Origin of the sequence: Clavibacter quasicaliforniensis, from assembly GCF_051201715.1 — a bacterium.
GTDB lineage: Bacteria > Actinomycetota > Actinomycetes > Actinomycetales > Microbacteriaceae > Clavibacter > Clavibacter seminis.
The window spans coordinates 1547471-1560570 of record NZ_CP139624.1 but is presented as its reverse complement, the minus strand read 5'-3'; the positions used below and the strand labels follow the sequence as shown (position 1 = coordinate 1560570).

General features: G+C 75.0%; 12 protein-coding genes. 8 read left to right on the top strand and 4 right to left on the bottom strand.

Annotation, left to right across the window (positions count from 1 at the left end; translation table 11 throughout):
* Positions 1-40: 40 nt before the first annotated feature.
* The gene (locus NL142_RS07505) at positions 41-547 is read left to right on the top strand and encodes a metallophosphoesterase family protein (protein WP_194682715.1); all 507 of its coding nucleotides are present in this window, start codon (positions 41-43) and stop codon (positions 545-547) included.
* A 15-nt stretch (positions 548-562) separates the two neighbouring features.
* Here NL142_RS07505 and NL142_RS07500 read toward each other — a convergent pair whose 3' ends face one another.
* Together NL142_RS07500 and NL142_RS07495 are read right to left on the bottom strand one after the other, a co-directional pair.
* Complete coding sequence (locus tag NL142_RS07500; RefSeq protein WP_308726666.1) at positions 563-1768, bottom strand: M20/M25/M40 family metallo-hydrolase; 1206 nt, start codon at positions 1766-1768, stop codon at positions 563-565.
* Positions 1765-2118: a hypothetical protein gene (locus NL142_RS07495; protein ID WP_194682716.1), complete on the bottom strand. Its 354-nt coding sequence runs from the start codon at positions 2116-2118 to the stop codon at positions 1765-1767. The genes NL142_RS07500 and NL142_RS07495 overlap by 4 nt, the downstream gene beginning before the upstream one ends.
* Before the next feature lie 121 nt (positions 2119-2239).
* On the opposite strand from NL142_RS07495, the gene NL142_RS07490 reads away from it, so the two are divergent.
* The 6 genes from NL142_RS07490 (at position 2240) to NL142_RS07465 (ending at position 9780) form a co-directional block, all read left to right on the top strand.
* Complete coding sequence (locus NL142_RS07490) at positions 2240-3169, top strand: oxidoreductase (protein ID WP_435081529.1); 930 nt, start codon at positions 2240-2242, stop codon at positions 3167-3169.
* A 63-nt stretch (positions 3170-3232) separates the two neighbouring features.
* On the top strand, positions 3233-4921 hold the full coding sequence (locus NL142_RS07485) for a long-chain-fatty-acid--CoA ligase (RefSeq protein ID WP_435081528.1): 1689 nt from the start codon (positions 3233-3235) through the stop codon (positions 4919-4921).
* Between the two features lie 97 nt (positions 4922-5018).
* Positions 5019-6017, top strand: a complete 999-nt coding sequence (locus tag NL142_RS07480) for an SDR family oxidoreductase (RefSeq protein WP_435081527.1) — start codon at positions 5019-5021, stop codon at positions 6015-6017.
* Positions 6018-6026: 9 nt separating this feature from the next.
* A complete protein-coding gene (locus tag NL142_RS07475) occupies positions 6027-7475 on the top strand; it encodes a phytoene desaturase family protein (protein WP_435081526.1) in 1449 nt (482 codons plus the stop codon).
* Between the two features lie 73 nt (positions 7476-7548).
* A complete protein-coding gene (locus NL142_RS07470; RefSeq protein ID WP_435081525.1) occupies positions 7549-7995 on the top strand; it encodes an SRPBCC family protein in 447 nt (148 codons plus the stop codon).
* 96 nt (positions 7996-8091) lie between these two features.
* The gene (locus NL142_RS07465; protein WP_435081524.1) at positions 8092-9780 is read left to right on the top strand and encodes a long-chain-fatty-acid--CoA ligase; all 1689 of its coding nucleotides are present in this window, start codon (positions 8092-8094) and stop codon (positions 9778-9780) included.
* A gap of 30 nt (positions 9781-9810) precedes the next feature.
* On the opposite strand, the gene NL142_RS07460 is transcribed toward NL142_RS07465, so the two are convergent.
* Together NL142_RS07460 and NL142_RS07455 are read right to left on the bottom strand one after the other, a co-directional pair.
* Positions 9811-10428, bottom strand: coding sequence for a hypothetical protein (locus NL142_RS07460; RefSeq protein ID WP_435081523.1), 618 nt, complete (start codon positions 10426-10428; stop codon positions 9811-9813).
* 126 nt (positions 10429-10554) lie between these two features.
* Positions 10555-11244: a DedA family protein gene (locus NL142_RS07455; protein WP_435081584.1), complete on the bottom strand. Its 690-nt coding sequence runs from the start codon at positions 11242-11244 to the stop codon at positions 10555-10557.
* A 202-nt stretch (positions 11245-11446) separates the two neighbouring features.
* Between NL142_RS07455 and NL142_RS07450 the strand changes: the two genes are divergently transcribed.
* Positions 11447-13096, top strand: a complete 1650-nt coding sequence (locus NL142_RS07450; RefSeq protein ID WP_435081522.1) for a hypothetical protein — start codon at positions 11447-11449, stop codon at positions 13094-13096.
* The last annotated feature ends 4 nt before the right edge of the window (positions 13097-13100 follow it).

Genomic DNA, 13100 nt, shown 5'->3' with positions numbered 1-13100 from the left:
CCATCATGCCGCGCCGGTCGGGCCGCGTAGCGTGGAGCGGGTGACCGCATCGCTCGTGATCCTCAGCGACACCCACCTCCCGAAGCGCGCGAAGGACCTGCCGCGGGCGCTCTGGCGGGCGGTCGACTCCGCCGACGTCGTGATCCACGCGGGCGACTGGGTCGACGAGGCCGCCCTCGACGCGCTCGAGGCGCGCTCCGCGCGGCTGCTCGCGTGCTGGGGGAACAACGACCCGGCGGGGCTGCGGGCTCGGCTGCCGGAGACGGCGCGCGCGGTGATCGAGGGGATCCGCTTCGCCGTCACGCACGAGACGGGCGCCTCCACGGGCCGTGAGCGGCGGATGGACGCGGCGTTCCCCGAGACCGACGTGCTCGTCTTCGGCCACAGCCACATCCCGTGGGACACCGTGACGCCCTCAGGGCTGCGCCTCCTCAACCCCGGCTCGCCCACCGACCGGCGCCGCCAGCCCGACTTCACGTGGATGACGGCGACGGCCGACGCGGGACGGCTCGACGTGGAGCTGCACCGGTCGGCGACGCGCGACTAGGAGGCCGGGCGGCGGCTAGTCGCCGTCGCTGCCGCAGAAGTCGAGGATCGCGCCCTCGAGCACGTCGGCCAGCTCCCGGATGGAGTCGACCTCGGCCCACTCCTCGTCGGCGTGCGCGCCGCCGCCCGTGACGCCCAGGAGGATGCACGGGATCCCGGCCTCGTGCACGAGGCCGGCGTCGGTCCAGAACGGCTCGCCGCGGTGCGGGACGGGCGATCCGGTGACACGCGCCCCGCTGTCGAGCACGGCGCGGGCGAGCGGCCCGTCGACGTCGGCCTCGAACGCCGCGCGGGCGACGAGCACCTCGAGGTCGACGTCCATCCCGGGTGCGCGGGCGGCGACCGAGTCGAGCGCCGTGCGCAGCTCGGCCTCGACGTCGGCCGTCGACTGGCCGGGGAGGAAGCGGCGCTCGATCGTGAGCACGCAGGAGTCGGCGACCGTCGCGGCGTCCGAGCCGCCGTGGATCCGGGAGACGCGCACGGCGCCCGTCCCGAGCAGTGGGTGGCGGTGTCCCGCGGAGAGGCGCTCGGCCAGCGCGTCGAGCTCGCGGAGCACGAGCCCCGCGTGCGCGATCGCGTCGACGCCCTGCTCCGGCATCGATCCATGGGCCGCGCGCCCGCGCAGGCGGATCTCGTACCAGCCGAAGCCGCGGTGGGCGACGATCGCCTCGGACTGGCTGGGCTCGGAGATCACGGCACCGTCGATGCGCGTGCCGTCGGCGGCGAGAGCACGGAGCGCCTCCTCGGTGCCGATGCTGGCGAACTCCTCGTCGGCGACGAGCGCGAGCACGACGTCGCCGCGCGTCCCGATCCGCCGGGCGCGGTCGGCGGCGACCATCATCGCGGCGAGGCCCGCCTTCATGTCGAAGGCGCCGCGGCCGAGGAGGCGTCCGTCCTCGATCCGCGGGAGCAGTCCGCCGCGCTCGGGGTCGCCGGGCGGCACGGTGTCGAGGTGCCCGTCCAGGAGGATCGTGCGGCCGCCGCCCGTGCCGCGCGCGGTCGCGAGGACGGTCGGACGACCCGGCGTCCCCTCGAGGACGCGGACGTCGAAGCCGCGGGCGCGGAGCCACGCGGCGACGTGCGCGGCGACGGCGGTCTCGCCCGCCGCCCCCGGCACGAGGTCGGGGTTGGTCGAGTCGATGCGGATCAGCTCGGCGGCGAGGTCCGCGGGATCCACGAGGCCCGCGGCGCCCGGGTCGGATCCCGGCACGGCGCCGCTCACGCGCGCGGCGGGAGGTCGTCGGCGGGCAGCGCGGGGACCGTATCGTCCGCGTCGTCCACCAGGCGCAGCGCGCTCTGCGGCACCACGACCCGTCGGCCGGCCGCGCCGTCGTCGTCCGAACCGAGCTCCACGACCCAGGCACGGCCGCGCGCGGTCGGCACGGGGCTGACGCTGCGCAGGCCGTCGGAGGCGGAGGCGACCACGAGGCCGACGGGCTCGCCGTCGAGCGCGGGGTCGCCCGTGGCGGCCGCGCCGTCGAGGATCACGACGACGGCGCCGACCCCGATCGCGTGCGAGCCGTCGCTCCCCCGCTCGCCCTCGGATCCGTCCCGGCCGCGTCTCATCCACATGCCCCGATCCTCCCATCGGCGGCCCCCGACGGCCTCTCGGCGCGCGGCCGGGCACCACCCGCACGGGCGACGCCCGGCCGACGTCGCTAGCGTGGGGATCCCACCCGCAAGAGGAGTCCGCGTGCCCCGTCCCACCGACATCATCATCAGCCCGCTCGACGGGAAGCGCGCCGTCGTCACCGGCGGCAACAGCGGCCTCGGCCTCGAGACCGCGCGCCGGCTCGCCGCGGCCGGCGCGTCCGTCGTCCTCACATCCCGCGACCCCGAGCGCGGCGAGGACGCGGCCGGCTCCATCCGCGACCGCCACCCCGGCGTCCACGTCGAGGTCGGATCCCTCGACCTCGCCGACCTCGCCTCCGTGCGCGCCTTCGCCGACCGCGAGATCGAGCGCGGGCCGATCGACATCCTCGTCGACAACGCCGGCGTCATGGCCCCGCCGGACCGGCGCGAGACCGCGGACGGCTTCGAGATCCAGCTCGGCACGAACCACCTCGGCCACTTCGCGCTGACCGGCCTGCTCCTGCCCGCGCTCCAGGCGGCCGACGCGCCGCGCGTGGTCGTCGTCTCGAGCCTCGCGCACTGGATGGGCCGCATCGCGTTCGGCGACCTCCAGTCCGAGCGCCGGTACAGCGCCTGGGCGGCCTACGGCCAGGCCAAGCTCGCGAACCTGCTGTTCATGCGGCGGCTGCAGACGCTCTCCGAGGAGCGCGGCTGGGGCCTCACGGCCGTCGCCGCCCACCCCGGCGTCACGTCGACGAACCTCGCCAAGAACGGCCCGGGATCCGGGCCCCAGGGCGTGATGAGCGACCTGGCCGCGAGGTTCGGGCCGGCCGCCCTGGGCCAGGACGTGCGCGTGGGCGCGCTCCCGCAGATCCAGGCCGCGACCGGCCTCGGCGTCCACCCGGGCGACTACTACGGTCCCGCGGGCCCAGGCGGGATGAGCGGCATGCCGCACCTGGCCGCGTCGAGCCCGTGGTCGAAGGACCCCGAGCTCGCCCGCCGCCTCTGGGACGCGTCCGAGCAGCTGACCGGGGTCGTCTACCCCGCGTAGCCCGCGACCGATGCACGCCGATGCGCCCGGGTTCCGCCCGGGCGCATTCCCTATGGTGGGGACATGAGCATCGACGCCGACCGCCCCTGGGTACGCAGCTACGCGGACGGGGTGTCGGCCGACATCCCGCCGGTCATCGGATCCCTGGTCGACATGGTCGAGCGCTCCATCCAGCGGCACGCGAAGGCCGTCGCCCTCGAGTTCTTCGGGCGCGAGACGACGTACCGCGAGATGGGCGACCAGATCTCCCGCGCCGCCGAGGGCCTCCGCCGCCTCGGCGTCCGCAAGGGCGACCGCGTCGCGCTCGTGCTGCCGAACTGCCCGCAGCACATCGTCGCCTTCTACGCCGTTCTGCGGCTCGGCGCGATCGTCGTCGAGCACAACCCGCTCTACACGCCCCGCGAGCTCCGCCACCAGTTCGAGGACCACGGCGCCCGCGTCGTCATCGCGTGGAACACGGTCGTCGGCACGATCCAGGACATGCCGCGCGACGTGCCCGTCGACACGATCGTCTCGGTCGACGTGCCCGCCGCGATGCCGCTCGCGACGCGCCTCAAGCTCCGCCTCCCGGTGCCCGCCGCCCGCCGCGCCCGCGCCGCGATCACCACGCCCGTGAAGGACACCGTCACGTGGGAGACGCTGGTCGACCACCGCCGCATCGCCGCATCCCGCCCCAAGCCCGAGCTCGACGACGTCGCGATCCTCCAGTACACGAGCGGCACGACGGCGAGCCCCAAGGGCGCGATCCTCACGCACAGGAACCTGCACGCGAACGCCATGCAGGGCCGCGCTTGGGTGCCCGGCCTCGCGGACGGCGGCGAGACCGTCTACGGCGTGCTGCCGATGTTCCACGCCTACGGCCTCACGCTCTGCCTCACGTTCGCCATGGCGATCGGGGCCCGCCTCGTGCTCTTCCCGAAGTTCGACGTGGACCTCGTGCTCGCCGCCGCGCGGAAGCACCCGCCGACGTTCCTGCCCGCCGTGCCGCCCATCTACGAGCGGCTGGCGCGCGCCGCGAAGGAGAAGGGGGTCGACCTCACGGGCGTGCGGTTCGCGATCTCCGGCGCCATGAACCTGCCCGTCTCCACGGTCGAGCTGTGGGAGGGCCTCACGGGCGGCTACCTCGTGGAGGGCTACGGCCTCACGGAGACGTCGCCCGTGGCGCTCGGCAACCCCATCGGCCCGTCGCGGCGGCCCGGCACCGTGGGCGTCCCGTTCCCGAGCACCGAGGTGCGCGTCGTGGATCCCGAGGACCCGATGGTCGACCGCGCCCCCGGCGAGGAGGGCGAGCTGCTCATCCGCGGGCCGCAGGTCTTCCAGGGCTACTGGCGCCGCCCCGACGAGACGCGCGCGGCGCTCCTCGACGGCGGCTGGTTCCGGACGGGCGACATCGTGCGCGTCGACGCCGAGGGCTTCACGACCATCGTCGACCGGATGAAGGAGCTCATCATCACGGGCGGCTTCAACGTCTCCCCCAGCGAAGTCGAGGACGTCGTGCGCGGCGCGCCGGGCGTGCAGGGCGTCGCCGTCGTCGGGCTGCCCTCGGCGGACGGCGGCGAGGACGTCACGGCAGCGGTCGTCCTGGATCCGGGCGCGACGCTCGACGAGGCCGCCATCCGCGCGTACTGCCGCGCCCACCTCACCGCCTACAAGGTCCCCCGTCGCGTGATCCAGGTGGACGCGCTGCCCACCTCGCTCATCGGCAAGGTGCTCCGCCGCCAGGTGCGCGAGGAGCTGCAGCGCGAAGGCTGACCGCCGCCTGGCAGGACGGGCCCCTGGCCGGGTCGGCGGACGCGACGGTCCTACGGTGGAGGAGCACGTTTCGTGCACCAACCATCGAAGGAGCCACATGACTCGAGGCATCGCCGTCGTCACCGGAGGATCGGCCGGACTGGGCCGCGCGACCGTGAGGGAGCTCGCGGACCGGGGCTGGGACGTCGCCGTCCTCGCGCGCGGCGAGGACGGTCTCGCGGGCGCCGTCGCCGACATCGAGGCGCGCGGCCGCCGCGGCCTCGGCATCTCCACCGACGTCGCCGACCGCCTGGCCGTCGAGGCCGCCGCCGACCGCGTCGAGGACGAGCTCGGCCCCATCGACCTGTGGGTCAACGACGCCATGGTGGGTGTGTTCGGCGAGTTCCTCACCACGGATCCGGCCGACTTCGAGCGCGCCACGGCCGTCAACTACTTCGGGTTCGTCAACGGCACGCGCGCCGCGCTCAGCCGCATGGTGCCGCGCGACCGCGGCCACGTGATCCAGGTGGGCTCCGCGCTCGCCCACCGCGGGATCCCGCTCCAGGCCGCGTACTGCGCCGCCAAGCACGCCGTGCAGGGCTTCACGGAGTCGGTGACGACAGAGCTGATCCACAACGAGAGCAAGGTCACGATCTCCACCGTGGACATGCCCGCGCTCAACACGATCCAGTTCAACTGGGTCAAGTCGCAGCTGCCGCACCACCCGCAGCCCGTGCCGCCGATCTTCGAGCCCGAGGTGGGCGCGCAGGCCATCGCCGCCGTCGCCGAGAAGCCGAAGCGCCGCAACTGGGTCGGCGAGCCGACCGTGATGACGGTGCTCGGGAACCGCTTCGTCGCGAACTGGCTCGACGGGTACCTCGCGAAGACGGGCTACAGCGGCCAGCAGGCCGAGGACAAGACGCAGCCCATGCTGACGACCAACCTCTACACGCCGACGGCGGGCGATCAGGGCGCGCGCGGCATCTTCAGCGACCGCGCGCGCATGATGAGCCCGCAGGTCTGGATCATCCGCAACCGCGCGAAGACCGTCGCGATCGGCGCGGGTGCCCTCCTGTCGGGCATCATCGCCGGCACCGCCGCGCTGCGTCGCCGATAGCCTCGACGCATGGGTGACATCGACGCGATCGTGGTCGGATCCGGACCGAACGGGCTGGCCGCGGCCGTGACGATGGCCCGCGCGGGCCTCCGGGTCGAGGTGCACGAACGGGCCGACACGATCGGCGGCGGCAGCCGCACGGCCGAGCTCACGCTCCCCGGCTTCCACCACGACATCTGCTCCGCCGTGCACCCGATGGCGCTGGCCTCCGGCTTCTTCCGCGCGTTCCAGCTCGACCGGCGCATCGACCTCGTCGTGCCCGAGATCTCCTACGCGCACCCGCTCGACGACGGCGTCTCGGGCATCGCCTACCGCGACATCGACCGCACGGCCGACGCGCTCGGGGTGGACGGCCCGGCGTGGCGGCAGCTGATGGGACCGCTCGCCGCATCCGCCGACCGGGTCGCCCAGTTCACGAACGGCCCGCTGCTCCAGGTCCCGCGGCATCCGCCGACCGCCATCCGCCTCGGCCTCCGCGCGCTCGAGCAGGGCTCGCCCGCCTGGAACGCGCGCTTCCGCGGCGACGTGGCGCCCGCCATGTTCACGGGGGTCGCCGCCCACGCCATCCAGACCATGCCGAGCGTCTCGACGGCCGCCGCCGCGCTCAGCCTCGGTGCCTACGCCCACGCGCGCGGCTGGCCGGTGCCGATCGGCGGGAGCCAGTCCATCGTCGACGCCCTGGTCGCCGACCTGCGCGCCCACGGCGGCGAGGTCGTCACGGGATCCGAGGTCCGGACCCTGCGCGAGCTACCCCCCGCCCGCGCCGTGCTCCTCGACACCAGCGCCCGGGCCCTCTCGCGCATCGCGAGCGACCGGCTGCCCGCGCGCTACCTCCGCGCCCTCCGCCGCTTCCGCTACGGCAACGCGGCGTCCAAGGTCGACTTCGCGCTCTCCGGACCGGTGCCGTGGACCGACCCCGAGCTCCGGAAGGCGGGCACGCTGCACGTCGGCGGCACCCGGGCCGAGATCCAGCGCGCCGAGAGGGATGTCGCCGCCGGCCGCCACAGCGACGACCCGTACGTGCTCGTCGCCCAGCCCTCCATCGACGACCCGGGCCGCGCGCCCGCCGGGAAGCACGTGCTGTGGGCCTACACGCACGTGCCGGCGGGATCCACCGTCGACCAGACCGAGGCCATCACGCGGCAGATCGAGCGCTTCGCGCCGGGCTTCCGCGACCTGATCCTCGCCTCCTCCAGCATCGATGCCGTGGGCATGGAGGAGCACGACCCCAACTACATCGGCGGCGACATCGCCGCGGGCGCCGCGAGCGTGTGGCAGCTGCTGGCGCGTCCGGTGCTGTCGCCGGATCCATGGCGCACCCCGGCCCGCGGCGTCTACCTGGCCTCGAGCTCGGCGACGCCCGGGCCCGGCGTGCACGGGATGGCCGGGTACCAGGCCGCTAGGAGCGCGCTGCGGCACGAATTCGGCATCGAGCGCGGGCCGGATCTCTCGCTGTAGCAGGGCGCCCCGGCGGGCGTCGAGCCCCGCCGGTCGATTACGCGAGCCTGGACACGCGCACCAGACTGGACGCATGTCCGTCACCCGCCGCCGCATGAAGTGCTCCCCCGCCGACGTCGCCGAGGTGGTCGCCGACGGCTGGCTGTTCCCCGCGTGGGTCGTCGGCGCCTCCCGGATGCGGGCCGTCGACGACGCGTGGCCCGCGGTCGGCGCGCAGCTGCACCACTCGTTCGGCTCCTGGCCCGTCCTCATCGACGACGAGACCACGATGCTCGCGTGGGATCCGCCGCGCCGCATGGTCATGCAGCCGAAGGGCTGGCCGATCGGCGAGGCGCGCGTGACCCTCGAGGTGCGCACTCTCCCCGACGGCTGCGAGGTGCGGATGACCGAGGAGGCCGTCCGCGGGCCGGGTCGCCTCGTCCCGGCGCCCGTGATGGACCTGCTGCTGCACGCGCGCAACGTGGAGACGCTGCGCCGGCTCGCGTACCTGGCCGAGGGGCGGCACGCCGGCCGAGGCTGATCGCCGCGACGACCGCGGGTGCGGCGCCGCCGGCATCCCCGCACGGTCGCCTCGGCGTCACCGGCGACGACACGCACGCGGCCTAGGGTGGGAGGGGTGACCACCCCCACCGACCGGCCCTGGCTGGCCAGCTACGCGCCCGACGTCCCTCACGAGATCGACCTGCCGCAGGGATCGCTCGTCGACATCGTCGACCAGTCCGTGCTGCGCTTCCCCGGCGGCACCGCGCTCGACTTCCTCGGGGCGGAGACGAGCTACCGGGATCTCGGCGAGCAGATCGCGCGCGCCGCCCAGGGGCTCGCCGACGCGGGCGTGCGCGCGGGCGACCCCGTCGCCATCGTCCTGCCGAACTGCCCGCAGCACGTCGTCGCGTTCTACGCGGTGCTGCGCCTGGGCGCGGTGGTCGTCGAGCACAACCCGCTCTACACGCCGCGCGAGCTGCAGCACCAGTTCGAGGACCACGGCGCGCGCACCGTCATCGCGTGGGACAAGTCGGTCGCGACCATCCAGGCGCTGCCCGACGGCGCGCGGCCGGAGCGCATCGTCTCGGTCGACGTGACGCGGGCCATGCCGACGCGCACCCGGCTGCTCCTCCGCCTCCCGGTCCCGAAGGCCCGCGCGGCCCGCGCCGCGATCGCCGCGAAGGTCACCGGCACGATCACCTGGGAGCGGATCTCCGCCGCCGCGCCCATGCCCGTCGACCACCCGCGCCCGGCGGCGACCGACCTCGCGGTGATCCAGTACACGAGCGGCACGACGGGTGCGCCGAAGGGCGCCGAGCTCACGCACCTCAACCTCAGCGCGAACGCCGCCCAGTCCCGCGCGTGGGTCCCCACGGTGTCCCGCGGCACGAGCGTCGTGTACGCCGTGCTGCCCATGTTCCACGCGTACGGGCTGACCCTCTGCCTCACCTTCGCGATGAGCATGGGATCCCGCCTGGTGCTGTTCCCCCGCTTCGAGCCCGACCTCGTGCTCCAGGCGATCCGCCGCCACCCGCCGACGTTCCTGCCCGCGGTGCCGCCCATCTACAAGCGGCTGCGCGAGGCCGCCGAGTCGGAGGGCGTGTCGCTCGCCGGCATCTCGATCTCCATCTCCGGCGCGATGGCGCTGCCCGAGTCGGTCGTCGTGCCGTGGGAGGAGCAGACCGGCGGCTGGCTCGTCGAGGGCTACGGCCTCTCGGAGTGCTCGCCCGTGCTGATGGCGAACCCGGTCGGCGACACGCGTCGCGCCGGGACGGTCGGGCTGCCGCTGCCGAACACGGAGGTGCGCGTCGTGGATCCCGAGGACCCGACGGTCGACCGGCCCGCGGGCGAGCCCGGCGAGCTCCTCGTGCGCGGACCCCAGGTGTTCCGCGGGTACCACGGCCGGCCCGACGAGACAGCCGCCGTGCTGCTCGAGGGCGGCTGGTTCCGCACGGGCGACGTGGTGACGATCGACGAGGACGGCTTCGTCCGCATCGCCGACCGGATCAAGGAGCTCATCATCACCGGCGGGTTCAACGTCTCGCCGAGCGAGGTCGAGGACGCCGTCCGCGAGCTCGACGGCGTGCGGGACGCGGCCGTGGTCGGGATCCCGCGCGACGGCGGCGACGAGGAGGTCGTGGCCGCCGTGGTGCTCGAGGAGGGCGCGACGCTCGACGAGCAGGCCGCGCGGACGACGCTGCGCGCGGAGCTCGCGGCCTACAAGGTGCCGCGGCGGATCGTGGTGCTCGACGAGCTGCCGACGTCGCTCCTCGGCAAGGTGCTGCGCCGGAAGGTGCGCGAGGGGATCGTCGAGGCGCGCTAGGCGCCCGGCCCGCGGCGACGCGGCAACGGGCTAGAAGAAGTCGCCGCCCCCGAAGTCCCCGCCGCCCATGTCGGCGCCGCCGCCGAAGTCGCCCGCACCGAAGTCGCCGCTGCCGAAGTCGCCGGCACCCGCGTCGGCACCGCCGTCGGCACCGTCCGCGCCGGCCTGGTCCTGGCCGACCGCGTCCGGGATGAGCGCCTGCGCGATGGCCGAGCCGACCACGACGCCGGCGATGGTGCCGAGCATGGATCCGGCGATCATGCCGCCCATGCCCATCCCGGCGCCTGCCCCGCCCGCGAGCCCGCCGCGCGGCCCGAGGGTGCGCTCGAGCGTGCCGGGCGCGCGCATCTCCGAGCGCGTGGCGGAGCGGGCGAGGGACTCGGGGCGGTCGTCCACGGGCGCGTCGCCCTCGGCGGCGTCCGAGCTGAGCTGCCGGAAGAGGATCTCGCGCTGCTCCGAGGTGAGCTTCCGGAACGCCTCGAGGTGCACCTCCTCGATCCGCTCCGGCGGCGCGGTGCGGAGCAGGTAGCGGTAGCGCTCGACGGCGATCTCGTCGGCGCTGCGCTCGCGCGGGGTGCCGTTCGAGGATCGGTCGCGTCGTCCGTCGGGCTGCTCGTCGCGGCCCAGGAGCCTGTCCAGGAATCCCATGGTGGTGCCTCTCGCCGGGGCCGGATCGGCGGGTGTCGCCGACCGCATCAGCCTCCGGCCACCGTAGGGGGCGGGCCCGGGAGCCCCGTGGGAGGCGGGTGCGCATCGCCCGCGCGGGGCACGGCGTCAGCGGTCGTCCGCGCCCCTGCCCTGCTGGAGGCGGCGGCGCACGGCGCGTCCGACCAGCGCGAGCAGCAGGATCCCGAGCACGGCGTACACCGCGTAGTCGAGGTAGTGCGCGTACGCGTCGATCAGCTCGTACTGGCTGCCGAGGGCGGCGCCCAGCCCGATGAGGGCACCGTTCCAGAGGCCGCTGCCGGCGATCGTGTAGAAGCTGAACTGGCCGATGGGCATGCCGGCGGCACCGGCAGGCAGGGAGATCAGGCTGCGGACGCCGGGCACGAGACGGCCGAAGAGCACCGCCGAGCGGCCGTGGCGGTGGAACCAGGCCGCGGCCACCTCGAAGTCATGACGCTCCACGAGCGGAAGCTTCGCGAGCACGCGGATCGTCCGCTCCTCCCCCGCCTTCCGGCCGAGCCAGTAGAGGAGGAGGGCGCCGAGGTAAGCCCCGAGCGTGCTGGCGACGATCACGAGCACCAGGTTCATGCGTCCCGTGGCGGCGACGAAGCCGGCGAGCGGCAGCACCACCTCGCTCGGGATCGGCGGGAACACCGTCTCGACGAACGTCATGGCGCCGACGCCCGCCTCGCCGAGCGCCTCGATCACGCGGGCCGCGGCGCCCACGAGCCCGTCGAGGCCCTGGAGCGGATCCTCGCCCGACGCGGCGGGACGGACCCCGGCGATCGTCGTCGGCAGGAGGGTCGTCGGCAGGAGGGTCGTCGGCAGGAGGGTCGTCGGCAGGAGAGCGGTCACCCGGACACGGTACCGGGCGGCTCGCGTCGGGTCCCGGCGTCGACGCCTCGCGGATGTCCCGCGACGAACCGCCCCTGCGACCGGCCCTCGTGGACGCCCCCGCCGTGTTCGCCCGCCCCCGCCGGGGGTCGCGTAGCGTGGTCGGGTGCCGTCCTCGATCCCCCTCCCCCGGTCCATCCGCACCTCCGTCTCCCTCCTCGCCGCCGTCGGCCTCGTCGTCGGTCTCGGCGCCTGCACCGCCCAGCAGGACGCGCCCGGGATCCTCCGACCGGTGACCGCCGCGCCCGACGCGTCGCTCACCGTCGTGGGCCAGGCCGACGACTCGGACGCGTCCGTCGCCATGAGCGGGAGCCTCTTCCGCCAGGCGCCCGTGACGGTGCTGGCACCCGCCGGGGACGTCGCCGCGCAGGAGCTCGGCGCGGAGGCCGCGGTCGCGCTCGGCGCGCCGCTCCTCGTCCAGGGCCAGGGCGCGGAGTCCGAGATCGAGCGCCTGGGATCCTCGGGCGTGCTCGCCGTCGGCGACCTCGGGGACGACGCCACCTCCGCGCTGCCCGCGTCGACCACCGTCGTGCGGGCCGACCGGGCCTCGGACGTCGCCCGCCTCACGGGAGCCGACGTCGCGGACGCCACGGACCAGGATCCTTCCGCGGCCGTCTCGCGCGTGGCCGGGCTCGCCGCTCCCGACGGCGACGCGTCCTCGGCGGCCCCTCCCACCGGATCCGGCGACGACGCCCTGCCCGCCACCGCACCCGCGGCCGCCCTCACCGGCGCGCACACGCTCGCGACCGACGCCGCCTCCTCCCTCGCCGCGGTCGCGACGGCACGCGCGGCCGGCGTCGGCGTGACCGTCCTGCCCGAGGCCTCCCCGGATCCCCGAGCCTCCGCCGACGCGATCGCCGCGCTGCACGACGCGGCAGCGACGAGCACCATCGCCGTCGGGGCGGTCTACGCGGACGACGCCTCCCTCGAGGGTCGGATCCGCACCGCGGCCGCGGGCGACCAGCTCCCGGGCGGCGGCCAGCTCGTCCTGCCGGGCAAGCGCTACGTCGCGCTCTACGGCGCCGCCGGCACGGGCGCGCTCGGCGTGCTGGGCGAGCAGGGCCCCGCCGACGCCGTGGCGCGCGCGAAGGCGCAGGCCGCGGAGTACCAGCCGTACTCCGACGAGCCCGTGATCCCCATGTTCGAGCTCATCGCCACGGTGGCCGCGGGCGCGGCAGGCCCCGACGGCGACTACTCCTCCGAGGTCCCCGTCGAGACGCTGCAGCCGTGGATCGACGCGGCCCGCGACGCGGGGGTCTACGTCGTCATCGACCTGCAGCCCGGCCGCACCGACTTCCTCACGCAGGCGAAGCGCTACGAGCAGGTGCTCGCGCAGCCCGGCGTGGGCCTGGCGCTCGACCCCGAGTGGCGGCTCGGCGCGGACCAGGTGCCGCTGAAGCAGATCGGGAGCGTCTCCGCCGCGGAGGTGGACGCCACGACCGACTGGCTCGCGGGCGTCGTGCGCGAGAAGGGCCTCCCGCAGAAGATGCTCGTGCTGCACCAGTTCCGGCTCAGCATGATCCAGGACCGCGCATCCCTCGACATGGACCACCCGGAGCTCGCGATGCTCGTCCACGCGGACGGCCAGGGCGGCCAGCCCGACAAGCAGGCGACGTGGCGCGCCCTGCACGCCGACGCGCCCGCGGGGATGGCGTGGGGCTGGAAGAACTTCATCGACGAGGACAAGCCGATGCTCACGCCCGAGCAGACGATGCGCGAGGTCTCGCCCGTGCCGGACCTCGTCACCTACCAGTAGCGGC